This window comes from Ruegeria arenilitoris, from assembly GCF_013035315.1.
In the GTDB taxonomy this organism is placed as follows: Bacteria; Pseudomonadota; Alphaproteobacteria; order Rhodobacterales; family Rhodobacteraceae; genus Ruegeria; species Ruegeria arenilitoris_D.
In genome coordinates, this window is record NZ_WQHP01000001.1 from 661367 (window position 1) to 685134 (window position 23768).

At 59.1% G+C, this 23768-nt stretch carries 20 protein-coding genes; 6 read left to right on the forward strand and 14 right to left on the reverse strand.

What is annotated here, in order from left to right; all coding sequences use genetic code 11:
• Window positions 1-85 precede the first annotated feature (85 nt).
• Window positions 86-787, forward strand: a complete 702-nt coding sequence (locus GOV53_RS03235) for a GntR family transcriptional regulator (protein WP_170464266.1) — start codon at window positions 86-88, stop codon at window positions 785-787.
• A 6-nt stretch (window positions 788-793) separates the two neighbouring features.
• Here the strand turns inward: GOV53_RS03235 and GOV53_RS03240 are convergent, their stop codons facing one another.
• The gene (locus GOV53_RS03240; protein ID WP_170421857.1) at window positions 794-1252 is read right to left on the reverse strand and encodes an Lrp/AsnC family transcriptional regulator; all 459 of its coding nucleotides are present in this window, start codon (window positions 1250-1252) and stop codon (window positions 794-796) included.
• The gene (locus GOV53_RS03245; protein WP_170464267.1) at window positions 1249-1704 is read right to left on the reverse strand and encodes an Lrp/AsnC family transcriptional regulator; all 456 of its coding nucleotides are present in this window, start codon (window positions 1702-1704) and stop codon (window positions 1249-1251) included. The genes GOV53_RS03240 and GOV53_RS03245 overlap by 4 nt, the downstream gene beginning before the upstream one ends.
• A gap of 132 nt (window positions 1705-1836) precedes the next feature.
• On the opposite strand from GOV53_RS03245, the gene ilvC reads away from it, so the two are divergent.
• Entirely contained in the window at window positions 1837-2859 is a 1023-nt protein-coding gene (gene ilvC / locus GOV53_RS03250; protein WP_170421863.1) for a ketol-acid reductoisomerase, read from the forward strand.
• A gap of 72 nt (window positions 2860-2931) precedes the next feature.
• Complete coding sequence (locus GOV53_RS03255; protein ID WP_170464268.1) at window positions 2932-3834, forward strand: DMT family transporter; 903 nt, start codon at window positions 2932-2934, stop codon at window positions 3832-3834.
• On the opposite strand, the gene glmM is transcribed toward GOV53_RS03255, so the two are convergent.
• The 9 genes from glmM to GOV53_RS03300 all read right to left on the reverse strand — a co-directional run bounded on the left by glmM (window position 3831) and on the right by GOV53_RS03300 (window position 16080).
• On the reverse strand, window positions 3831-5174 hold the full coding sequence (gene glmM, locus GOV53_RS03260) for a phosphoglucosamine mutase (RefSeq protein ID WP_170464269.1): 1344 nt from the start codon (window positions 5172-5174) through the stop codon (window positions 3831-3833). The genes GOV53_RS03255 and glmM overlap by 4 nt on opposite strands.
• A gap of 34 nt (window positions 5175-5208) precedes the next feature.
• Window positions 5209-6207 carry a dihydropteroate synthase gene (gene folP / locus GOV53_RS03265; protein WP_170464270.1) on the reverse strand — a complete coding sequence of 333 codons (999 nt, stop codon included), beginning with the start codon at window positions 6205-6207 and terminating at the stop codon, window positions 5209-5211.
• Window positions 6204-7124, reverse strand: a complete 921-nt coding sequence (locus GOV53_RS03270) for a dihydroneopterin aldolase (protein ID WP_170464271.1) — start codon at window positions 7122-7124, stop codon at window positions 6204-6206. Before GOV53_RS03270 ends, folP begins: the two co-directional genes overlap by 4 nt.
• A 103-nt stretch (window positions 7125-7227) precedes the next feature.
• Window positions 7228-8601, reverse strand: coding sequence for a multicopper oxidase family protein (locus tag GOV53_RS03275; RefSeq protein ID WP_170464272.1), 1374 nt, complete (start codon window positions 8599-8601; stop codon window positions 7228-7230).
• Between the two features lie 73 nt (window positions 8602-8674).
• On the reverse strand, window positions 8675-9316 hold the full coding sequence (locus tag GOV53_RS03280; protein WP_170464273.1) for a cell wall hydrolase: 642 nt from the start codon (window positions 9314-9316) through the stop codon (window positions 8675-8677).
• A 186-nt stretch (window positions 9317-9502) separates the two neighbouring features.
• Window positions 9503-12043, reverse strand: a complete 2541-nt coding sequence (locus GOV53_RS03285; RefSeq protein ID WP_170464274.1) for a putative PEP-binding protein — start codon at window positions 12041-12043, stop codon at window positions 9503-9505.
• 64 nt (window positions 12044-12107) lie between these two features.
• The gene (gene glyS, locus GOV53_RS03290) at window positions 12108-14327 is read right to left on the reverse strand and encodes a glycine--tRNA ligase subunit beta (protein ID WP_170464275.1); all 2220 of its coding nucleotides are present in this window, start codon (window positions 14325-14327) and stop codon (window positions 12108-12110) included.
• 9 nt (window positions 14328-14336) lie between these two features.
• Window positions 14337-15545 carry a sodium/glutamate symporter gene (gene gltS / locus GOV53_RS03295; RefSeq protein ID WP_170464276.1) on the reverse strand — a complete coding sequence of 403 codons (1209 nt, stop codon included), beginning with the start codon at window positions 15543-15545 and terminating at the stop codon, window positions 14337-14339.
• A 10-nt stretch (window positions 15546-15555) separates the two neighbouring features.
• Complete coding sequence (locus tag GOV53_RS03300; protein ID WP_170421893.1) at window positions 15556-16080, reverse strand: DUF6446 family protein; 525 nt, start codon at window positions 16078-16080, stop codon at window positions 15556-15558.
• 91 nt (window positions 16081-16171) lie between these two features.
• Between GOV53_RS03300 and GOV53_RS03305 the strand changes: the two genes are divergently transcribed.
• A complete protein-coding gene (locus GOV53_RS03305; RefSeq protein WP_170464277.1) occupies window positions 16172-16804 on the forward strand; it encodes a MarC family protein in 633 nt (210 codons plus the stop codon).
• A gap of 8 nt (window positions 16805-16812) precedes the next feature.
• Here GOV53_RS03305 and GOV53_RS03310 read toward each other — a convergent pair whose 3' ends face one another.
• Window positions 16813-17742: a glycine--tRNA ligase subunit alpha gene (locus GOV53_RS03310; RefSeq protein ID WP_170421899.1), complete on the reverse strand. Its 930-nt coding sequence runs from the start codon at window positions 17740-17742 to the stop codon at window positions 16813-16815.
• A gap of 205 nt (window positions 17743-17947) precedes the next feature.
• On the opposite strand from GOV53_RS03310, the gene GOV53_RS03315 reads away from it, so the two are divergent.
• Window positions 17948-19681, forward strand: a complete 1734-nt coding sequence (locus GOV53_RS03315) for a serine protease (protein ID WP_170464278.1) — start codon at window positions 17948-17950, stop codon at window positions 19679-19681.
• A 52-nt stretch (window positions 19682-19733) separates the two neighbouring features.
• On the opposite strand, the gene GOV53_RS03320 is transcribed toward GOV53_RS03315, so the two are convergent.
• Entirely contained in the window at window positions 19734-21308 is a 1575-nt protein-coding gene (locus GOV53_RS03320) for a thiamine pyrophosphate-binding protein (RefSeq protein WP_170464279.1), read from the reverse strand.
• The gene (locus GOV53_RS03325) at window positions 21308-22756 is read right to left on the reverse strand and encodes a TrkH family potassium uptake protein (RefSeq protein ID WP_170464280.1); all 1449 of its coding nucleotides are present in this window, start codon (window positions 22754-22756) and stop codon (window positions 21308-21310) included. Before GOV53_RS03325 ends, GOV53_RS03320 begins: the two co-directional genes overlap by 1 nt.
• A 46-nt stretch (window positions 22757-22802) precedes the next feature.
• Between GOV53_RS03325 and GOV53_RS03330 the strand changes: the two genes are divergently transcribed.
• Window positions 22803-23549 (forward strand): hypothetical protein, encoded by a 747-nt coding sequence (locus GOV53_RS03330; RefSeq protein WP_170464281.1) that lies wholly within the window; start codon window positions 22803-22805, stop codon window positions 23547-23549.
• Window positions 23550-23768: the final 219 nt, after the last annotated feature.

The window sequence follows — 23768 nt, forward strand, 5'->3', positions numbered from 1 at the left end:
CGCCAATTAGTGTCAGCACCCTTTACACTCTGACGTGTTTCTGACCAGATGAGTTCACTTTGCGGAAGAAAAGGTATTTCAGCACGTGAATGCGCATAAGCGGATCAGCTTTCAAGTTGTAAGAGACGAAGTCAAACGCCGAATCGAAAGTCGAGTTTGGCCCCAAGGGTCTTTGCTGCCGACGGAAACGCAGCTCGCAGAAGAGTTCAATTGCGCCCGTGCGACGGTGAATCGAGCGCTGCGCGAATTGGCCGAACAAGGCTTTGTCGAGCGAAAGCGAAAAAGCGGGACGCGGGTCAAGAAAGAACCTAGCAAGCATGCGAAACTTGAATTTTCGCTTGCGCGCCAAACCGTTGAGAACCAAAACGCAACCTACCGGTATGCGCTGGTCGAGCGCAATGTGGTCGCAAGCCCCAGCTGGTTGGCCTCGCAGATCGGAGTGAACCCCGATATTCGTGTCCTGCATGTGATCTGCATGCACTATGCGAATAACCGGCCTTTCCAATTGGAAGAACGCTGGATCAATATTGACGCCGTGCCCGAGGTCGAACATGCGGACCTCAGCAGCCACGGACCACATGAGTGGCTATTGAACGCCGCCCCGTTTACCGAAGCCGAAGTCGCCTTTTGCGCGATCTCTGCCGATGGGCGCCTGGCCGAATTCATGGGGACGACCGCTGGTACCTCGATGATTCAGTTGGAGCGGACCACCTGGAAAGACAGTAAGCCGCTGACCTTCGCGCGAATGACGCACCACCCCGGCTATTGCATTCGCACACGGTACTAAAACCGCCTATCCGATTGGGCCGGGCAGTCGCTCTTCGCTCAAAAGTACGTTGGCTTCGACATCCCCTGCTCCGGGCAGGGTCATAATTCTTCGGCGCAAGACGCGCTCGAAATCGGACAGGTCACGCGCCACAACCCGCAGACGATAGTCGTAAAGGCCCAATACGTGCTCAACCGTCTGAACTTCAGGAATGGCGCTGACGGCGCGCTCAAAGTCTTCCAGACTGACTTGCCCTTTGCGCGCCAGTTTCACGCCTAGGAACACCGTTACCCCGAAACCCAAAGCCTCGGCATTCAGGCGCAGCCGACGACCCTTGATGATGCCCGAAGTCTCTAGGCGGCGAATGCGCCGCCATGTCGCCGGTTGCGACAAACCCAGTTTGCGACCCAGTGCCCCCGCACTTTGCGACGCATCCTGCGCCAAGGCACACAGAATTTTGCGATCCAGATCATCCAAGTCAGTCATACTGGCAAGACCTCTTCGCTTTTGACCCGGGCGATATGCATCAGGGCCTCGATATCCGCGATATGCGGCAAGGTCAGGATACGGTCGCGATACAGCTGCTGGTAATGAGACATGTCCCGTGCAAGAACCGATAAGCGCACATCAACACGGCCCAGAAAAGTCTGCAATTCGATCACCTCGGGCACTTGCCGGGCGGCAGCAGTGAATTCGTCAAAGGCGCGCGATTGTGTTTTGTCCAGCGTCACGCGTAACGAAACTTCGACCGCATATCCCAAGGCGGCCCAATCGATCACGGCCTCCTGCCCCTGGATGATCCCTGCGGCCTGCATCTTTTCAACCCGGCGCCAACAAACGCCCTGACTGATCCGGCACCGTTCGGCCAGTTCAGCCGCCGACAGACTTGGATCGGCCTGAAAGTGGCGCAGGATTCGGCGGTCGATATCATCAAGCATGATTTTTCCGTCTTTTGGTCACTAGGCGAATTATTCTTCACCTTTATTGCAAATTCGCAAGCAGGGCGCTATCGCCAATGCCACGAAAGGCGGGTAGAACCCTCGGCAATCTAACCAAAAAGGACCGGCGACATGCGCGTTTATTACGATCGCGATTGCGACATCAACCTGATCAAAGACAAGAAAGTAGCGATCCTGGGCTATGGTAGCCAAGGCCACGCTCACGCACTGAACCTGCGCGACTCGGGCGCGAAGAACCTTGTCGTCGCTCTGCGCGAGGGCTCCGCATCGGCCAAGAAAGCCGAAGCCGAAGGTCTGCAAGTCATGGGCATCGCCGAAGCAGCGGCCTGGTGCGACGTTATCATGTTCACCATGCCCGACGAACTACAGGCCGAAACCTACAAGAAATACGTACATGACAACATCAAGCCGGGCTCGGCCATTGCCTTCGCTCACGGCCTGAATGTCCACTTTGGCCTGATCGAGCCGAAAGAAGGCGTCGACGTCATCATGATGGCCCCCAAGGGCCCCGGCCACACCGTGCGTGGCGAATATGTCAAAGGCGGCGGCGTTCCTTGCCTGGTCGCAGTAGACAGCGACGCAACCGGCAAAGCGCTGGAAATCGGTCTGTCCTACTGCTCGGCCATCGGTGGCGGCCGCTCGGGCATCATCGAAACCAACTTCCGCGAGGAATGCGAAACCGACCTGTTCGGTGAGCAGGCGGTTCTGTGCGGCGGCATCGTCGAACTGATCCGTTGCGGTTTTGAGACGCTGGTCGAAGCAGGCTACGCGCCTGAAATGGCTTACTTCGAGTGTCTGCACGAGACCAAGCTGATCGTCGACCTGATCTATGAAGGCGGCATCGCGAACATGGATTACTCGATCTCGAACACAGCCGAGTATGGCCAGTACGTCACCGGCCCGCGGATCCTGCCGTATGAGCAGACCAAGAAGGCGATGAAAGAGACGCTGGCCGACATCCAGACTGGCAAGTTCGTACGTGACTTCATGCTGGAAAACGCTGTTGGTCAGCCGACCATCAAAGCAGCACGCCGTCACAACGACGAGCATCAGATCGAGCAGGTTGGTAAGAAACTGCGCGACATGATGCCGTGGATTTCCGCCGGCAAGCTGGTCGATCAGGAAAAGAACTGATCCCACCAAGCGAATGCGAAAGGGCGGCCCCAAGGCCGCCCTTTTTTGTCACTAGCCAAAGTCGAGACGAATATGGTCCAGCAACCCACATCGCGTGACTGGAGCGGCGTTATTGCCCTGGGCCTGATCTGGGGCGGCACCTTCATGGTCGTCGCCATGGCGCTAGAGGGGTACGGGCCGATCACCGTTGCGACTGCGCGCACAACGCTGGGCGCGGTGATGTTGCTGGGTTTGATGGCGGTCACGAACCGGAAAATGCCGACCGGGTCTACTGCGCTTTGGACCTCGGTCGTCGTGATCGGCATCTTATCGTCAGCCCTGCCCTTTGTGCTGCTGAGCTGGGGCCAGCAATATGTGCCCTCGGCCTTTGCTGGGCTGTCCATGGCCGCAATTCCGCTCATGGTATTGCCATTGGCGCATTTCTTCTCGGACGAGCCGTTGAACCTGCGGCGATTTGTGGGCGTATCTCTTGGGTTCTGCGGCGCATTGGTTTTGATTGGCCCCGGTCTTGCGAACCTTGGTCAAGGGGCCGAACCGCTGGCTCAGCTGGCCTGCATCGGGGCTGCCTTATGCTATTCCTTTGCCTCGATTTTCACCCGTCAATGCCCACCTATTGATCCGGTCGTGTTGGCGGCCCTCACCCTCGTTGTCGGCGCGGTGATCCTGGTCCCGATCATGCTGGCCACAGAAGGGCTGCCCACTTGGCAGGGTACGCGTCCCAGCATCGCCATCATCGTGCTTGGACTGGTGCCCACAGCGCTGGCAACCCTGCTACGCGTGTCCGTCATCCGCAGCGCGGGATCTGTGTTCATGACCCTCGTCAACTATCAAGTGCCGATTTGGTCGATGGTGTTCGGGGCCTGGGTTCTGTCTGAGTCCCTGCCCCTTCGGTTTTACGCAGCACTGACCCTGATCCTGACGGGACTTGCCATCAGCCAGTGGTTCAGCCTGCGAAAAATGCTGCTAGGGCGTTAACCCGCGACGGCCTCGACCTCGGCGACGATCCCGTCGACGACCTGGGTCAACAACGCGTCATCCTCACATTCCGCCATGACGCGGATTAGAGGTTCCGTTCCCGATTTGCGGATCAGCAAGCGCCCCTGCCCGTTCAGCCGCGTTTCAGCATCCGCAATCGCTGCCTGGACGCTGGCCACCTCAAGCGGGGTTTGCCCCTCGCCGTAACGCACGTTCTTCAACAATTGCGGTACGGTTTCAAACTGCACAGACAGCTCCGAGGCTTTGCGGCCCGAAAGTACCATCTCAGCCAGGAAATGGAGGCCCGCCATAAGACCATCGCCGGTGGTTGCGAAATCGCTCATGACGATATGCCCGGACTGTTCGCCGCCCAGATTGAACCCACCTTCTCGCATCCGCTCGACGACATAACGATCGCCTACGCCGGTACGTTCCAGACGCAGTCCCCGGCTTTCCAGATGACGCTCCAGACCGAGGTTGGACATCACCGTTGCGACCAGAGCACCGCCCTTCAGGCGCTCTGCCTTGGCCCAACTGGTTGCCAGCAAGGCCATCAACTGATCGCCATCTGCGACCTGGCCATGCTCATCGACGACAACGGCGCGATCGGCGTCCCCGTCCAAACAGATCCCAACGTCGGCGCCATGCGCGACAACGGTTTCTGCTGCCAGTTCCGGTTTGGTCGATCCGCAATTGAGGTTGATATTCTTGCCGTTCGGCGCGATGCCCACGGGGATCACATCGGCACCCAGTTCCCACAGAACCTCGGGCGCTGTGCGGTGCGCGGCGCCATTGGCGCAATCGACAACCACTTTCAACCCGTCAAGGCGCAGGTCGCGCGGCAGCGAGGACTTCACCCGCTCGCCATATCGAAAACGCGCATCGTCGACCCGGCGAGCGCGACCGATGTTCTTTGCCTGCGCTGGGTTTACACCTTCTTCAATTAAGCGCTCAATCTCGATCTCGGCCTGGTCCGACAGTTTATAACCGTCGGGGCCAAAGAACTTGATACCGTTATCTTCGGCCGGATTGTGACTGGCCGAGATCATGATCCCCACATCCGCACGCATTGATCGGGTCATCAGCCCAACTGCAGGCGTCGGCACCGGCCCCAGCAACAGCACATTCATCCCGGTCGAGGTCAGTCCGGCTGTCAGAGCGTTTTCCAGCATGTAACCAGACAGACGGGTGTCTTTGCCGATCACAACGCGGTGCACATCAGATTGATCGCGACGGAAGTAACGGCCAGCCGCAGCACCTATACGCAGGGCCATCTCGGCCGTGATCGGATGGGTGTTCGCGGTGCCCCGCACCCCGTCGGTCCCGAACAGCTTGCGCATGGTATTACTCCGTCATTTCTTGCCTGCGTTGGGATTACCGGACGGCAGCCCAAAGACGCAAGGCCTGAGCCGTCTCGGCCACGTCATGCACCCGCAGAATTTGCACGCCTTGTGACAATCCAGCCAGCCCAACAGCAATTGATCCCGGAGCGCGAGCGTCTTTACGCGGCTCTTTGCCAATCTGGCCGATAATGCCTTTGCGGGACACGCCTAGCAGAATCGGGCAGCCCAGCCCGTGGAACAAGCTGAGGCCCTGCAGCAGGGCCAGATTATGAGCCTCGGTCTTGCCGAACCCGATGCCCGGATCAACAATAATATGATCCCGTTTTAGCCCGAGCTTTTCCAGATAGGTCACCTGCCCGACTAGGAAATCGTAGACGTCCAGCAGAACATCATCATAACTGGGGTCGTCCTGCATCGTTGCCGGATCACCCTGCATATGCATCACACAGACCGGAACGCCGAATTCGGCGCAAAAAGGTGCCAGTTGCGGATCGAAGGTAAAGCCAGAGACATCGTTGATCAGCCCCGCTCCGACCTCCCAAGCCGCCTTCGCGACAGCGGATTTGCGCGTATCAATGGAAATTAGTGCATCCGTTCGTGCACGGATCGCCTCGATCAAGGGCTGCGTGCGCGCGATTTCCTCGTCTTCCGGTACGAAAGAGGCTCCGGGCCGGGTCGATTCGCCGCCAATATCCAGAATGGTGGCATCCTCAGCCGCCATCCTCTCGGCAGCTGTCTGCGCAGTGTGAACCGAGTTATGTACCCCACCGTCCGAAAAACTGTCCGGTGTAGCGTTCAGAATGCCCATGATATGGGGGCGATCCATTGCAAGGCCCGAGATTTCGGCGCGCGGGCGTGTCAGTCGGTCCAATGCTTCGTCAGGCACCTCTGATGCCGTAATCACGCTGGCCTGCTCTTCACGACTTAGCCGTTCGACATGCGTGAACCACAAGGACTGCCCCGCAAGCGGAACTGCACCAGCTGGACGGTTAGGTCCATGCTGAACAAGTGGACGAAAATAGGCGGTCACAGTTGTGCCTGATCCACCGGGATCGCGCGCAGCGGCGTTTTAGGGGCGTCGGGCAGCGCGCCACCGATCACCATCATCTCGCTCGCCTCGAAGGTTGCTGCAAACCACGCCGCCAATGCGACGGCATCGGAAGGTGCAGCAGATGGCCCGTCAACGGCATCCAGAACGATTTTCGACGGGGCCCAGACGCAGATCTGGCCGTTCTTCATGGCCCAATCCAGCTCTGTCCGCGTTGAAACGACCACACAGCGGTGATCGCGGGAGGCCAGCACCCACGCGTTTTGTTCGATCGCAAGCAGGTCAATCCGGCGTTGCGTCATCGCGTGACCAGTTTGCGAGACGGGCATATCAGCCGCACCAACACACAGGATCAGCGGGCGTTGGCGGTTTTCCAACTGGTCGATCCAACCGGTCAGGTTGGATGACGTGATAGCTTCGTTTGATAGGAAAACCAACCGCGGATGCGGGCGTTCTTCCTCGACTACATCGTGCTGAATGGCGTCCTTGCCACGCACGATCTCAACCCCAAGGGCACCGGGGCCTCGATCCAGTTTTTCTATTCTTACAAAAGCCCTTACGGCCTGAGGCTCAAGCAAAATACGCTCAGCCACTCGATCTGCCAGAGTCTCCAGCAGGTTCAGGCGCTCCGCAGCCAGCTCATAGGCAATCGCCTCGGTCACTCGGTCATAGGACAGGATACGATCCACGTCGTCGTCGATTGGATCGGTCAGCGGGCGCACTTCCACCACGATGTTGAAGCAGATGCGCTGAGTCGTCCCCCGTTCCGCCTGAAACGCGCCGATTTCAACTTCGACGATATGGTCTCGCAGCGAGATACGGTCCAGCGGCCCCCTTGCGGCAGTCGCCTCGGACCGCTCGGACGGGTGCGCAAAGGCAAGGCGGATTTCAGAGCTCATAAGGGCGGACCTTTTCGGACTGTCTTGGACGTGTTGCCCAAATTAAACGATGCCGGGGCGTATAACACCGCGACATGCGTCTTTCCAGCCACAGAAAACGGCGTCAGCTGACGCGAAACCAGCTCATCATGCCCGATGCGGCGTGCCCAAGCATATGGCAATGCAACAGCCAATCGCCCGGATTATCCGCCATAAGCGCGATTTGCCGGGTCTGGCCGCGTTCGACCAACACCGTATCGCGCCACGGACCAAGGCTGCCATCCGAAAGGATAATCCGGAAATGATGACCATGCAGGTGCATCGCATGCGGAAAGGCCGTTTCGTTCACAAACTCGATCCGATGCGTCTGCCCCAGACGGGCATCCAGAAATGGGTCTTTGGGGCGTTCGGCATATCCGTTCAGTGCCCAGAATCTGCCAAGCTGCGCCAGTTCCCGCCCGGTCAGTTCGGTATCGCCAATCTTCGCTGCCTCAAGCCACCGCATGGCGCCGCCTTGCAAAACCATCCGGTGCAGCGGTGCATCATCATACTGAACTTCGGGCATGCCATTGGGTGGCAACGGATCAATCCCCTGCCGGGGTGTCGCTGCTGCTCCCTCAGAAACCGGGAACCGCACAAGACCGAACCCACCGTCCCTTTCGACGCTCACAAGGCTTGCGATCCCTTGCGCCTTAGCGGTCACGTCAACGATCAGATCAACCCTCTGCGCCGGAGCAAGCGGGAATGTTTCCTCAACGGGCAAAGGCTGCTCGAGCGGCATACCGTCCAGCGCTACGATCCAGCCAGACAGCCCGTCCAAACTCAGGTCATAGATCCGCGCGTTAGAAGCATTGAGCAGCCGAAGCCGCAGGCGCTCTGCGGTTCCGACAGGATAGTCCGGGTCAAACCGACCATTGACAGTCACAAGGTTACCAAGCCTTCCTGCATGGCTCAGGTCGTGGCCATTGTCGAAATCGTTGACGATATGCGCAGTGTCGGGGTCAAGCCGCCAGTCGTCCAGCATCAACGTCAGATCGCGATCGACATCCGGTGGGCTGGCCTCCTCAACAATCAACGGGCCATACAATCCGCGTGCGACTTGCTCCATCGAGCGATTGTGCGAATGGTACCAGTATGTTCCGGCATCTGGCGCCACGAAATCGTAGTCAAAACTGGCGCCCGCCTCGACCGCATCCTGGGTCAGCCCCGGCACGCCATCCATGGGATTGGCAATCCGAATTCCATGCCAATGAACAGCAGTTGGCTGAGGCAAGTTGTTGACCAGCTTACGTTGGACGCGCTCGCCCTGCCGGACCCGAATATCAAATCCGGGAACGCTGCCGCCATAGGTCCAAACAGGGGTTTTCGGATAGCCATCGGGCGCAATCTGCTGCACGGCTTCTTGTGCAACCAGATCAGAACTTGCTGCGCGCACCCCGACCGGAACAAGCAGCATTGCAGTCGACGTTTGCAGAAACCGTCTGCGGGATAGCATCATGGCGGACCTCCTGGTCCGCTACATAGGACAGAAAACGACCCGCGCCATCAAGGTTCCAGCGCGGGTGCGTCAATCAGTTGCTCGCGGTCCGATAGTTGTGGCGATAGAAAATGTGAACGCCGATCCGGGCCGTTTCTTTGTAGACGCGCGACCACGAAGGGCGCACAGCCTTGGTGTGATAGTGGGTCGCCCCTTCGGTCAGGCCCACGCCGATTCCGTCGATTGCCGCACGGGCAACCTTGGACACACGCTCATAGGCCTTTTTCTCGCGGATCACTTCCTTCTGACCGTCACAGGTGTAAGTGAACTGGCACTGGTACTTCTTACCGGTTCCCTGCTTGATCACGCCGCAGAGCGAATTCGGGAAACGGCTGCTTTCGACGCGGTTCAGGATCACTTCGGCAACAGCGAATTGACCGCGAACACTTTCGCCGCGCGCTTCAAAGTACAGCGCTTCGGCCAGGCATTTGAAATGCTCGTCCCCTTTTGCGGTCGGCAGTTTGTCCAACCAAGCCTTGGAATAAGAGACCTTTTCCAAAACGGGCGATTTACGCGGCTTGAACAAACCCAGATAGTCGCGGAACTTTTGCCCGGGCAGTTCGCTTCGGGTGACAAGTTCGCGTTTGGCAGATTCGGTGGCTTCCCTCTCAGCGACGGAAACACTCGGCAGCATGGTTGCTGCCAACGTGGCAACAGCCAGTATGTATCGTAGCATCAGATAACCTCGCACAGGCACATTCTGCGCCATACCCTCCCCCGGCGGGCGCGACGAGGCTCATACCGAATTCAAACGGCGACGTCCAGTTCTGACGAAAAAGCAAGTGGAAAATCGCCGTTTCGTCAACAATATCTGACGACGGCGCTTTCTGTTACCTACTAATTCTTGAGTGACCGCCTTCTGTCAACCCCCAAGTCTGGACGAAATCGCCAGTTGAGCGGCAGCCAGCCGAGCGACCGGCACCCGGAAGGGTGAGCAGGACACGTAGTCGAACCCCAGATCGCGACAAATGGCGATTGATTCGGGGTTACCGCCGTGCTCACCGCAGACCGACAGGGTTACATCCGGTTGCGCTTGGCGTCCCCGTTCAGCCCCGAGTTTAAGCAATTCGCCAACGCCATCGGGGTCCAGCACGTGAAATGGGTCCTCGACAAAAACGCCTTGTCTTACATAAGCCGACATGAACCTGCCTGCATCGTCACGAGACAGGCCATAGGTCATCTGCGTCAGGTCGTTGGTACCAAAACTCAGAAACGCGGTCTGCGGTGCGATCTCGTCGGCACGCAGACAGGCGCGCGGTGTCTCAACCATCACGCCAAGGCGGTATTCGAACTCTTGCCCGCGCTCGGCTGCGACCGACGCAGCAACCGAGTCGATGCGGGCCTTGACCAACTCAACCTCACGCTTGGCCGAGACCAAGGGGATCATCACCTCAGGCACGACCGGAGCGCCGTCTTTGCTGGCCTCAAGCGTCGCTTCGAAAATCGCGCGGGCCTGCATGTCATAGATCTCGGGAACCGTCACACCCAAACGCACGCCGCGCAGGCCCAGCATCGGGTTGTACTCGGTCATCGCAGCGACACGACGCTCAACATCGGACACCGGAAGATCCAGCGCCTCGGCCAATTCACGCTGACCGCTGCGGGTTGTCGGCAGGAACTCGTGAAGCGGCGGGTCGAACAGACGGATGCAAACCGGCTGTCCTTCCATGATCCGGAACAGCTGAACGAAATCATCGCGCTGCATCGGCAACAGACGTTCCAACACAGCCGCACGGCCCGAGGAGGTCTGCGCAAAGATCATCTCGCGCATCACGATCAATCGGCCTGGATCAAAGAACATATGTTCGGTCCGGCACAACCCAATTCCCTGGGCCATGAAGTTCCGCGCCGTTTGCGCGTCAGCCGGCGTATCCGCGTTTGCTCGGATCGCGATGTCACGTTCTTGGTCGGCCCAACCCATCAGCGTTTGGAAACAGTCGTCCAGCGCCGCTTCCAGCATGGTGGGTTGCCCGGCCAGCACCTGTCCCGACGTGCCATCAATTGTCAGCGTGTCGCCCGTTTTGAACACACGCCCGTCCGGAGCGGTCAGCTGCTTTTTCTTGGTCTGGAATCGCATTTCGGATGCGCCGACAATACAGGGCAAACCCAATCCGCGACCAATTACGGCGGCGTGGCTTGTCATACCGCCTTTTTCGGTCAGAACCGCAACCGCGGCATGCATGCCCCGAACATCTTCGGGCGAGGTTTCGCGGCGCACCAAAATACAGGGCTCTCCGCGCGCGGCGCTTGCCTGCGCTTCTGCCGATGTAAATACGATCTTGCCGGTCGCAGCGCCGGGACTGGCGGCGATACCGGTGGTCAGAGTGTCCCTGCGCGCATCGGGATGAACCTGTCGGTGCAGCAATTCGTTCAACGAGTGCGGATCGACACGCATCACGGCCTCTTGCGGAGGGATGATACCGTCCTCGGCCAGTCGTACCGCAATCCGCATCGCGGCCCGGGCGCTGCGCTGCACGCGCACACCGTCCAGAATGTGGACATGGCCGTTTTCAATCACGAATTCGACCTGCATTTCTTCGCGCAGCTTGACCCGCATCAGTGCTGCGTGCGCCTTGAGCGCGGCAAAAGCTTCGGGCGCAACATCTTCCAACGAAGGCCCACGCGGGTCTTTTTCCAGATAAAGCGCGGCAACGCCCTCGCCCAACGCATCACGCCCCTGGCTTTGGCTCAGATACCGGCCGGTGATTTGGGGCAGACCGGTCGCCGGATCGATGAGCTGCAGAACACCCGATCCGCATTCCCCCTGCCCGACGCCCGGGATCATCTCTTGGATCACCAGCCCCAGACCAGCATCCGCCGGGGCCCCTTTCGCCTGACGCAACAGCCGCGCCGAGGTGCCATCCCATGCCCGGGCCATCGAGCGCAGAACGGCGACCAGTTGTTCACCCCGATCCTGCGGGAACACCTCGTCGGTTTCGTCCTCATATGCCCGCAGTGACTCCTGCAGACCTTCGCGCCCATCCGCTTCGATCTCGTCAAAAACGTCAGGGTCCAGACGCGCCACATGGACGGCATAGCTTTGCACAAATCGCAGATACAGCGCGGCGGCGGCCTCGGCCCCCATGGAATCCGAAAGATCCACATATCGCGAGTCATTCATGCCGATGTTCAGAATGGCTCCGGGCCCACCCCAATCCGGGTCTTCCGAACTGGGCCGCACGCACAGCAGAGCGGCTGGATCGAACTGTTCCAGAATGGCGCCGATATCCGGCACCTGTCCGTTGGAAATCTGCTGAACAGCATCGAACGACAACGCAACCGTTCGCGGTACCGGCAGGTCCAGCCGGACCAGACGTTGCAAGCACTTCGCCCGGCCGCCATGGGTGTTGGCGGCAACCGGGGCTTCGGACGTGATCAGTGTGGTATTCGGATTATTCTGCACTGCGGCACCTTTTGGTTTGCACGCAGCATAAGCCCCTGCACCAACGGCGCAAGGGCGTTCTGGATCAGCCTTCGATACGGCTCAGATCAGCAACACTGGAGCAGACCTGACGGATCTGGCTCAGCAGGTTCAGACGGTTGCGGCGCAGGATGTCATTGTCGGTATTGACCTGAACATCCTCGAAAAACGCATCCACCGGGCCGCGCAGATCAGCCATGGCGGACATGGCGGCAGGGAAATCCTCGGCCTTCAGCGCCGGATCGATCTTGGCCTGCGCGACCTCCAGCGCCCCGAACAGAGCCTTTTCGCTGTCGGTCTCAGCAAACTTGATATCCGCGCCATAAGAGTACTCGACCCCGTCCTTTTCCTCGGCTTGGGTGAGAATATTGTTGGCACGCTTGAAGCCCTGCACGAGGTTCTCGCCATCTTCAGTCGCGATCACCGCGTTCAGCGCGCGGGCACGTTTGACCAGCAGGTTGAGGTCGTCATTGCCGTCCATCGCGATACAGGCGTCGATGATGTCATGGCGGATGCCCTCATCGCGGAGGAAGACTTTCAGGCGGTCGTGGAAGAAGGACAGCAGATCGTCGGACGCGTCCGGCACCTTGTTTTCCAGCTTCAAAAAGTCAGCGGTTGGACCATCACCCAGCTTTTCTTTTACTGTCTGAAAGGCTGCACCGAACACACCGTGATCAGCGATCTCTTCCAACAAATCCTCAACGCTTGATTTCGGCAATGAGTCATTGATCGCACTTTCTGCCCGTACAAGCTGGCTGTCAAAGAACCGATCCAGAGACAGTCGCAAGTCGTTTTCAAGGATCAAACGCGTAACACCCAATGCCGCGCGACGCAGTGCAAACGGGTCTTTCGACCCGGTCGGCTTCTCATCTATCGCCCAGAAACCGGTTAGCGTATCCAACTTGTCAGCCAATGCGACGGTCACCGACAGCGGAGCAGTCGGCACGTCATCTGAGGGGCCAAGCGGCGAGTAATGCTCTTGCGCCACAGCGGCCACGGCGGCGTCCTCGCCTGCGGCTTCAACGTAGTACCGCCCCATAAGCCCCTGAAGTTCGGGGAATTCATAAACCATCTCTGAACTCAGATCGGCCTTGGCCAGAAGTGCGGCTTTCTCGGCCTGATCGGCATCTGCGCCCGTTACCGAGGCCAACTCTCGGGCCAACGCGGCAATACGGTCGATCCGCTCGGCCTGCGTGCCAAGCTTGTTATGGAAGGTCACATTCTCCAGCGCGCGGGTCCATTGAGCGATGTCCGATTTGGCGACGCGTAGGTCGTTTTCCCAGAAGAATTTCGCATCGGCCAGACGGGCAGACAGCACCTTTTGGTTCCCCGCCAGAATGGTCGCGCCATTGTCAGCGGTTTCGCGGTTGGCCACTGTGATGAACCGTTCGATCCGGCCCGTTTTGGGGTTACGGACCGAGAAGAATTTCTGGTGTTCCTTCATCGAGGTTTGCAGCACCTCGGGCGGAAGGCCGAGGAATTCGTCGTCGATCTGCCCCATCAGCGCGACGGGCCATTCAACCAGACCGGCGACCTCGGCCAGCAGTCCCTTGTCATCGACCACTTCCAACCCGGCCGCAAAGGCAAGGTTCTGGGCATCGTTCCAGATATGCTCGGCACGCTCTTCGGGCGACAGCACTACAAAGGCGCGTTTCAACTTGGTGGCATAATCCTCGAAGGACGACACGGCAAAGCGACCCGGCGCCATGAAGCGGTGGCCTTCGGTGGTGTCGCCGGTCTTGATGCCGTCGACCTCCATCGGCACGACCTGCGCGCCGGTCTCATCGGTCAGGATGCACAGGATCGAGTGCAGCGGGCGCACCCAGCGCAGCCCCCCACTGCCCCAGCGCATGGATTTCGGCCAGGGAAAATTGCGGATCGTCGCCTCAAGCACTTCGGCAATAATCTCGGCGGCGGGGCGACCGGCCTTTTCAATGGTGGCGAAATAAACCGCACCTTTGGGCGTGTCGCGCTCTTCCAACTGATCTCGTGTCAGGCCAGCACCGCGCAGGAACCCTTCGATTGCCTTGTCGGGCGCGCCGACTTTGGGACCTTTACGTTCCTCGCGGGTTGTCGGGCTTTCGGCCAAAAGCCCTTCGATGGCCAGCGTCAGGCGGCGCGGCGTCGTCAGCGCGGCGGCAGAGGAATAGGTCAGACCACCCTCGACCAAACCATCGGTAATCCGCTTTTTCAGGTCTTCGCCGGCACGGGTTTGCATGCGCGCGGGGATTTCCTCGGAAAACAATTCGATCAGCAGGTCGGGCATATTCGGTCCTTAGAAATTGACGATCGTCTGAATGACGATGGCATTAGCGATATCCACAAAGAATGCGGATACAAGGGGCAACACGATAAAGGCAATAGGTGATGGGCCATATCTCTTGGTGACGGCTGTCATATTTGCAATTGCGGTCGGAGTCGCACCCAAAGCGAACCCTCCGAAACCCGCAGCCAGAACGGCGGCGCGGTAATTCGAACCCATCATTGGGAACAAAACCCAGATCACAAAGGCCACCGTGAACAGCGTTTGGGCCGACATGATAACCGCAATCGCCATACCAAGCTCGGCAATGGTCCACAGTTGAAGGCTCATCAGGGACATCGCCAGAAACGCACCCAGCGCAAATTCTGAGATCAACGCAAGCGATGGCGTTCGGGCCACCGGCGGCGCAGACGGGGCCACAAGGGAACGGATGTTGGAAATCACGATCCCCATGATGAGACAGGGCACAAAAAGCGGCAGTTTCAGGCCCGCCGCCGTGATCGCCTCACCCAGAGCGTAACCCAATATGATTGCGAGGTTCAGATGCAGCAGGACGCGCATGATCGTCATGTGGTCAATCGCTGTCATGGCGGATTCTTCTTCGGGCAATCCCACCGTGTGCTCTTCGTCCGGGCGGTCCGGTGTGAGGCCGCGGGATTCGACAAGCAACCGCGCTATGGGACCGCCGACCAACGCAGCCAGAACCAATCCCAAAGTTGCGACCGCGACGCCCAATTCCGTTGCGCCATCCAGCCCCGTCGCATTTGCTACCTCGGGCGCCCAGGCGATTGCTGTTCCATGCCCGCCGATCAGAGCCGCCGAGCCGAACAACACGCCAGCCTGCGCCGGATAGCCAAAAATTGACGCCCCTGCCGCACCAATCACGTTCTGCGCTATTATTGTAACCAGCGTCAAAACCAGAAGGATCAACAACGGCTTACCGCCAGCTATTAAATCCGAGAATCTGGCATTCAAACCGATCCCGGCAAAGAACAACACCAGCAATGCGTCCCGGGTTTCCAACTCGAACGAAAGCTCGATATCGAAGGCAAGGTACAGGAACAGAACAAAGAGCGAGGCCAAAAGCCCGCCCGTCACCGGTTCAGGAATATTGAACTGCCGCAAGAGCGGAACTTTGGCGTTTATTAGTGCGCCGAACAGATAGACCGCAAATCCCAGAGTTGCCGTAATGAAATCCGGGATGAGCAGGCTCTCAGTCATGGCGGGTCACTCAGTTCTGGGGTCGCGGCGGGCATTCTTCGCCCACCACCGTACCGTCATAGGCCTTTTCACCGCAATTGTTCAGTGCATGCCAGACATAGCCCTTGCCATCCTGTGTGATCGCCACAATCCGATCCACGCCGTAGTGGACATTCTTGACCCCCATAAAGGCGCGGGCCTGACCGGATTTCAAAGCGTCGGCCAGGGCTACTGCGTCATAGCAGTCGAACCAGCCCGGCGCGGTGAGCGGCTCAGCCTGATCGACCGCGACATGGGTTTGCGCAATCTCGTCCGGCGTCAGATTTGTTTCGAAACAAGCGCGATACCGGATGGGAGAACTGTCGGCATCGATCGCCTGAAAGCTGGTATACTCGATAGGCGTTGGCTGCTGTGCACCTTCAACAAGCAAGACGATGTCTTGCCCGGGCGTGGGCTCGACATCGTAGTAGAAGCCGTAGATCTGCAAGTAATACATGCCCGCACCGGCCACGACGGCGGAGACCAGCAAGATGATCGCAAGCAACTTTCCTGTCATCGTAATTCCCTTCTGCTCACGATGCCTCTTTCACGAACGGTAAAAATAGGACAAGTTCCAATTGTTTACAGGCCGAAATGAGACGTTTTAGATGGACAGCACCCTTGCCGTAGGATTCTTCGGAGCGCTTTTTGCGATTATGAATCCGATTACCAACCTGCCGGTTTTTCTGAGCGTTACCGACGGCCTGCCCCCGGCGGAACAGCGCAAGGTTGCAACCAAAACGGCGCTGTACTGCCTGATCCTCGGCGCAGCTTTTGCGGCCGTCGGCAACCAAACGCTTGGCCTGTTTGGCATCAGCGTCGACGATCTGCGCGTTGCGGGCGGTCTGGTCGTCCTGATGATCGGCCTGAACATGCTGAACGGCAAGCCGAGCAGCTCGCACCATGGCACCGAAGGAGAGCGTGAGTCTTACCCCGAGCCCGACACCGTCGCGTTCTATCCGCTGGCTTTCCCGATTCTGGTCGGCCCCGGTACGATCACGACGCTGATCCTGTACGCCAGCCATATCAAAAGCGCCTTCGATGCTACTGTTTATGCAGCTGTTTTTCTGGCCGTTCTGCTGTCGCTGTTCGTCACGTTCTGGAATGCATCCGCGATTGCCAAACGCCTGTCCGACAATGCGCGCGTGATCATGAGCCGGTTCATGGGCATGATCCTGTCGGCCATCGCAATCGGCATGATCGCGGCTGGCCTCAAGGTTTTGTTGCCCGGACTGGCCTGAGTAGGCCATCAGGCCTCGAACCCGGCGGCCTCGGTCAGAAGGAACGCATCCGCGCATTGTTTGGCCAGTGCCCGTACACGGCCGATATAGGCCTGTCGTTCAGTCACCGAAATCACACCACGCGCATCCAGCAGGTTGAACACATGGCTGGCCTTGATGCACTGATCGTAAGCTGGGTGCGCCATAACAATGCGCTTGCCTGTTTTCGGGTCGTCGTGTTCCTGCGCCAGAATCGCGGCGCACTCTGCCTCAGCCTCTTCGAAATGGCGCAGCAAAACCTCGGTGTTGGCCACGTCAAAGTTCCAACGGGCATATTCCTCTTCGGTCTGCTTAAAGATGTCACCATAGGTCAGCGGGCTGGGGGATTGCGGGTCGTTGAACGGCATGTCCATCACGTGGTCGATACCCAGCACGTACATGGCCAGACGCTCCAGACCATAGGTCAACTCGCCGGAAACCGGCGCGCAGTCGTGGCCACCAACCTGTTGGAAATAGGTAAACTGGCTGACTTCCATCCCGTCACACCAGACCTCCCAACCCAAACCCCAGGCGCCCAGCGTTGGGCTTTCCCAGTCGTCCTCGACAAACCGGATGTCATGCAGGTCCATGTCGATGCCGATGGCTTCGAGCGACCCCAGATACAGCTCCTGCAGATCCGGCGGGCTGGGTTTGATCAGCACTTGATATTGATAGTAGTGCTGCAACCGGTTAGGGTTTTCACCATAGCGGCCATCGGTCGGACGGCGTGACGGTTGCACATAGGCGGCGGCCCAAGCTTTTGATCCCAGCGCGCGCAGAGTTGTCGCCGGGTGGAACGTCCCCGCACCGACCTCCATGTCATAGGGCTGCAGAATGGCGCAGCCCTTCGACGCCCAATAGGTCTGAAGTCGCAGGATAATCTCCTGAAATGAACGTGGTGCGCTGGACTGTTCGGTCATGACATTCCCTTTGGACGCCTCTGCGCCCGGTTCCGTTGGGTTTCGTCCTTCCTATGCAAGGGGCCAACGGGCGTCAACGGGCCGTTGGCCTTACGCTGTCACTGCGCAGCCACACTGGAAATTCCCCGTATTCCGGGCATAGCTTTCGACACATGAATTCGCATACTGTCCGGCAAAGATAAAACACTGCGGACACGGGCAGACAATGACTCGCATATTTACGGCAATTTTGTTTCTTTTTCTCATCAGCGCGCGCGCTGTTTTTGCACAGCAGGACGCAGGCGTCTGGGTGCAGGTCGAGGCGCAGCCATCGCTGCGCGAGGCGCAGGAGCGCGCGCAGGACTATGCCAACAACTTACCTGACGTGAACGGTTTCCGCCTGAACTCTGGCTGGTATGCTATTGTTATCGGGCCCTATTTGCGCGGCGATGCCGAGCAGGTCTTGCGCGTCTACCGGGCCGAGGGACAAATTCCTGCCGACAGTTACATCACGTTCACCAGCGCGCTGGGGCAGCAATTCTGGCCAGTTGGTGCGAACATTCTGGACCGCGGCGTTGTCACACCGCCGGTTGAGCCTCAGCCCGAGCAACCGGTTGTCGGACTGACGCCGCAAGCATCGGACGAAACCCGGTCCCAAGCCCTGCAAAGCGAACGCTTGCTGAGCACGCAGGACCGTTTGGATCTGCAGACCGCCCTGCAGGCCGCGGGTTTCTACAATTCCACAATCGACGGCGCGTTTGGTCAAGGCACACGCCGGTCGATGGGCGACTGGCAGCGGTTCAACGGCTTTGAGGCGACCGGCGTTCTGACGACTGCGCAACGAAAGGCGTTGATGGACGACTTCAACGCCCCTCTGCTGAGCGTCGGGATGGAGCGTTACGCGGACCCTCAAGCGGGTATCAACATGGACCTGCCATTGGGTGTCATGGCCTTCGACCGGTACGAAGCCCCATTTGTTCACTTCAACAGCACAACCGATCTGGATGCCAAGGCACTGTTGATCAGTCAGAAAGGCGATCAGGCCACGCTGCGCGCGCTGTACGAAGTTCTGCAGTCTCTTGAAATCGTTCCGTTGGATGGTCCCCGTCAACTGCGTGGTGATCGCTTTACGCTTGAAGGGCGTGGCAAAGGAATTGTGACCTATGGCGAAGCGCGTCTGGAAAACGGTCAGATCAAAGGCTTCATGCTGGTCTGGCCCGAAGGTGACGACGCCCGTCGCGCCCGCGTGTTGGCGGCGATGCAGGCCAGCTATAATGCGACTGGTGCGGTGCTGGATGCAGCTGCCGGTGCAAACGCCGACCAGCGAATTAATCTGGTTTCGGGGCTCCAGATCCGCACCCCTCGCCTGTCGCGCTCGGGTTTCTTTGCCGATGCCAGCGGTACGGTCCTGACCGTGGCCGAGGCTGCTGACAGCTGCACACGCATCACTCTAGACGGCGATCAAGAGCTTCAGGTTGCCGCATCCGATGCGGATCTGGGTGTCGCGGTTCTGCGCCCCAGCCAAAATCTGGTGCCGGTCAGCGTGGCCGAGTTCAGCGCGAACACTCCACGCCTTCAATCCGAGGTCGCGGTGTCCGGGTTCTCCTATCAGGGCGCTCTGGGCGCTCCGACGCTGACTTACGGTCAGATCGCTGATCTGCGCGGCCTGAACGGAGAGGACGGCGTGAAACGCCTGGCACTGGCGGCGCAGCCGGGTGACGCGGGCGGTCCGATCTTTGACGATAATGGTCAGGTCGTGGGGATGCTGTTGCCGACCCCGACCGAAGGGCGCACCCTGCCCGCTTCTGTCAGCCTTGCAGCAACTGCGAACAGTCTGAACGAGGTTCTGGCCAAGGCGGGTATCTCGGGGCAGTCGGGCACGCCTACGGCGCAAATCTCACCCAATGAATTGAACCGTCGCGCAACCGGGATGACCGTTCTGGTCCATTGCTGGGATTAAGCACACCACATTGACGAAAACGCCGCCCAATTCGGGCGGCGTTTTTCTTTGCCTAGAGGATGTCTGGCGTGACTCTGATCAGCGTCGGGACCGGGGCAGAGAACGCCGATCGAACGGCCTCTTGCATCTCGGCCAAACTTGACGGCGCAGCTGACAAGGCACCAAAGGCCTCGGCCAATTTGCAGAAATCCGGGTTACGTGCGACGACAGCGTTCGGGGCGATTTGCCCGCGGACCATGCTGTCTTCGATCTCTTTCAGTTTTCCGTTGTCCCAAAGGATGATTGGCAGCGACAGTCCCAATTCGACTGCAACGCCAAGCTCTTGCATCGTGTAGTGAAACCCGTAATCCCCGGCTATCACCGCCGTTGGCTTACCCCGGCGCGCCACGGCCCCGCCAATCCCGGCGGGCAAGGCATAGCCCAAAGTGCCGAACCCGGTCGGGTGGTGCCAGTGATAGGGATAGGCCATATCCCAGACCTCTTTCGCAACATAGGCGAACTGGGTCATGTCCGAATAGATCATCGTGTCACCGGGCATCAACTCGCGCAGAGCGTCGATCACCGGAACAATCCCGGGGCGTTCCGCATCCACCTCAGCGCGCCAACGGGTGCGCGCATCGGCGACTTCATCTGCCGACCATCCCGTTGCCGGTTTTATCTGCTCGGCCGCCGCCCACAAGGCATGCGCAAAGCTCTCACCATCGGCCTGCAGCTTGATAGCCGCCCGGTGATGATCGGATAGAACCTTCGGGTCCAGATCGACTCGCACCAGATTTGCGGAATGACCCAGAGCTTCGCGCCACAGATCCACCTCGCCCAGCTCCGCGCCGACGACGACCACAAGGTCCGCCGAAGCGATCACGTCGGCACTGCCCGGTCGCGGCAACATAGCACCGAAATCCAAAGCATAACCCAGCCCGGCCATTCCGCGCCCTGCATAGGTGGTGAAACAAGCTGCCCCCAGTTGGGTCAGAATCTGTCGCCACAGGTTCGAACGCGCGCCCCCGCCCAGAATGAACAAGGGCCGTTTCGCGATGTTCAGCATAGACATTACTGGCGCTACGTCCGGCGGCAGCACTTTTGTGCGCAAGCCCGGTTGGTTCGGAAACGGTGCAGGGTCTGCATCAGCCTCAAGCTGGGCAATGGGCACCTGAATGTGTTTTGGACGCGGGCGGCTAAGCTCGAATTCTTCAAACGCGCGTTCCACCAGATTGTATGCTGCCTGTGCTGTGTTCGCCTGATGCGACCAGTCGGTCACGGTTTCAGCCGCGGCCCTTTGATCCTTCATTTGGTGCAATTGGCCGTGCACGCCCTGGGTTTCGTCCAGGCACGAAGACATCACCAACATCGGAACGGAATCCGTATAAGCCTGCCCCATCGGCGTCATGATGTTGCACAGCCCGGGCCCGGTGATGACATAGGCAACGCCCGGCTTGCCGGTTGCACGGGCATAGCCGTCAGCCATAAAACCGGCCCCCTGCTCGTGCCGGGCCAGTACGTGGGTGATCCCCGCCTCTTCGATCCCACGGTACATTTCTTGATTGTGCACGCCGGGAATACCAAAGATCACATCGACTCCGCGATCCCGGAGCATGTGCGAGATCTGCGCACCAAGGGGTCTTTTCATTAGTTTCTCCAGAATTGGACAGTGAACAGAGCGTAAACGGCCAGCAACTCAAGCCTGCCAACCAACATGCCAATCGACAGCAGCCATTTCGCAGTATCGCTGAGCCCGGCAAAGTTTCCGGCCGGTCCGATCTGATCCCCCAGACCCGGCCCCACGTTGGCCAAAGCTGTTGCGGCCCCCGAGACTGCCGTGATGAAGTCCAACCCGGTCAGAGCCAATGCCCAAGCCAGCACGCCCAACGAAACAACGAAGAACATGAAAAAGCTCATGACCGACGTCAGAACGTCCGGACCGATCGAGCGACCATCATATTGCGGCGTAAAGACCCCGTGGGGTGATCGGATACGGCGGATCTGAGTTTTGATCGACGCAAACAGAAGCTGGTACCGGAAAATCTTGATCGAGCAGGCCGTCGAGCCCGCGCAGCCTCCGATCAGACCGATCAGGAAGAACATCATGATCGGGAAACTGCCCCACCCCATGTAATCGACGCTGGCATAGCCGGTGCCCGAAATGATCGAGGTGATGTTGAACAGGGACTCCCGGACTGCCTGTTCCCAGTGGTGCGGGAAAACCGACGTCAGGTACACGGCCATGATGATCACCAATACGGCTATCGTCCCCAGAAATGCCTGGATCTGGCTGTCCTTCCAGATCGAACTGGTGTTGCCATTCGCGAATTGCACGTAGCGTACAAACGGCAAAGCCGCGAGGATCATGAAGACCGCGGCTGCATATTCCGCGGGTCCAGAAAACGTGCCGAACGAGGCGTCGTAGTTGGAGAACCCTCCGGTTGAGATGGTTGTGAGCGCGTGTACCACAGCATCGAAAAAGCCCATCCCCAGAGCAGCATAGACCAGCGCACATACAACTGTCAGGAAGACGTAGATCAGGGATATCTGGCCCGCGATCTCCTGCGCACGAGGCAGGATTTTACCCATGGTTTCAAAGCCTTCCGAACGGAAAATTTGCATCCCGCCAACCCGCAGTTCGGGCAGAAACACCATCGCTACAACGATGATCCCAATGCCGCCCAACCATTGCAGCAGGCCGCGCCAAAGCAACAGGCCCTGCGGCAGGTCATCAAGCCCCGAGATCACGGTTGAGCCGGTCGTTGTCAAACCCGACATCGCCTCGAAATACGCATCGACAAAACGCAGTTCGGTCTCACCAAACAGAAATGGGATCGCGCCGAAAAACGGCAAAGCGACCCAAACTCCGGTGGTCAGCAAAAAGGTCTGACGGATCGTCAGGCCTTCGCCAACCCCGTTCGAGCAGCTCATCGCAAGAATAACACCGGTCAGGATCGTGATAATGCCGCTTTCGAGGAAAACGTGCCATTCTCCCCGGCCTTCGATGAAGTCCGCAGCCATTGGCAGCATCATGGTCGCCCCAAGAATGGCGACCAACAGGCCAATCACATATCCAACCGGGCGCATATCCGTCATGAGGCGCAGCGTTGGCGCGCCTGCATGACCGTGTCAAGCCGGTGTCGTGTTTTACCCTTCGGTTTTGACCCCGGGCGTTGGCATCGCGGGCGGCTTGGACGGAGCACGTGTCCGTCGCGCCGGGGCTGGTTGTGCCGCCGGTTTCGCGGCTGCAGGCTTGACCGTGGCGGGTTTCTCAGCCGCGGGCTTGGCCGGGGCAGGTTTCGCTGCAACGGGCTTGGGTGCCGCTGTCTTTGCCGCGACAGGCTTAGGCGCGGCAGGCTTGACGGTAGGTTTTGCAGCGGCCTTCGGAGCCGTGGTCTTGGTCGCAGCCTGCGGTTTTGGCGTTTGCGCAACTGCCGCCTTAGGTGCTGCAGGTGTTACAGTCACTGGTTTAGGCTTGGCCACTGCCGCTGGCTTTGGTGTCGAAGCTTTTCTGGCAGCGGGTTTCGGTTTTACCGCCGTTGCGGGCTTTGCCACGGGTTGTTTCTTGGCCACAGCGGGCTTTGCGGTGGGTTTCTCGGCAACCACCGCTGTTTTGGCTGCTACTGGCACGGATTTTGGTGCCGCAGGTTTAGGTGATTCGACCTTTGGCTTTGTCGCCGTTTTCCGTCGGGCAGCGGGCTTGGGCTTGGCGACGACTGCGGGCTTCGCCTTTGCGACCGGCTTGGCCTTGGGTGCCGGTTTTGCCGATGGTGCAACCGGGGCCGGAGCCGACGCAGACGCGTGCAGGGCACTGACGGACACAAACGGCAGCTCCATCGCCGATCGGGTCAAAATCTGCATAATTTTCATTTGGTTGCTAACCGCATAGCCGGCCATTCGAATGGCCGCAGCCTGAAATTCCAGCGGTTGGGAAATCGGATTCATTCGTTAGTTCTCCTCTGAAAGCGATGCAGCCTGCAAAAGAGTGAAGGGCCCTGCCCGTCCCGAAATCTCGGGCGGTTCAAGCAGTCACGCAGTCCTGAGCGTTGCACGTCTCAGCTTCCTTTAAGGGCGACAGACGCACGAACAGAAGTCCGCCTGCCACGGC

Coding starts and splice junctions, on each gene's coding strand:
- ilvC (WP_170421863.1), top strand. CDS start 1,837: ATGCGCGTTTATTACGATCGCGATTGCGACATCAACCTGATCAAAGAC.
- GOV53_RS03320 (WP_170464279.1), bottom strand. CDS start 21,308: ATGAAAAGACCCCTTGGTGCGCAGATCTCGCACATGCTCCGGGATCGC.
- GOV53_RS03300 (WP_170421893.1), bottom strand. CDS start 16,080: ATGACAGGAAAGTTGCTTGCGATCATCTTGCTGGTCTCCGCCGTCGTG.
- GOV53_RS03325 (WP_170464280.1), bottom strand. CDS start 22,756: ATGACGGATATGCGCCCGGTTGGATATGTGATTGGCCTGTTGGTCGCC.
- GOV53_RS03240 (WP_170421857.1), bottom strand. CDS start 1,252: ATGACTGACTTGGATGATCTGGATCGCAAAATTCTGTGTGCCTTGGCG.
- GOV53_RS03315 (WP_170464278.1), top strand. CDS start 17,948: ATGACTCGCATATTTACGGCAATTTTGTTTCTTTTTCTCATCAGCGCG.
- GOV53_RS03310 (WP_170421899.1), bottom strand. CDS start 17,742: ATGACCGAACAGTCCAGCGCACCACGTTCATTTCAGGAGATTATCCTG.
- GOV53_RS03245 (WP_170464267.1), bottom strand. CDS start 1,704: ATGCTTGATGATATCGACCGCCGAATCCTGCGCCACTTTCAGGCCGAT.
- glyS (WP_170464275.1), bottom strand. CDS start 14,327: ATGCCCGACCTGCTGATCGAATTGTTTTCCGAGGAAATCCCCGCGCGC.
- GOV53_RS03280 (WP_170464273.1), bottom strand. CDS start 9,316: ATGCTACGATACATACTGGCTGTTGCCACGTTGGCAGCAACCATGCTG.
- glmM (WP_170464269.1), bottom strand. CDS start 5,174: ATGCGCAAGCTGTTCGGGACCGACGGGGTGCGGGGCACCGCGAACACC.
- GOV53_RS03255 (WP_170464268.1), top strand. CDS start 2,932: ATGGTCCAGCAACCCACATCGCGTGACTGGAGCGGCGTTATTGCCCTG.
- GOV53_RS03305 (WP_170464277.1), top strand. CDS start 16,172: ATGGACAGCACCCTTGCCGTAGGATTCTTCGGAGCGCTTTTTGCGATT.
- GOV53_RS03270 (WP_170464271.1), bottom strand. CDS start 7,124: ATGAGCTCTGAAATCCGCCTTGCCTTTGCGCACCCGTCCGAGCGGTCC.
- gltS (WP_170464276.1), bottom strand. CDS start 15,545: ATGACTGAGAGCCTGCTCATCCCGGATTTCATTACGGCAACTCTGGGA.
- GOV53_RS03275 (WP_170464272.1), bottom strand. CDS start 8,601: ATGATGCTATCCCGCAGACGGTTTCTGCAAACGTCGACTGCAATGCTG.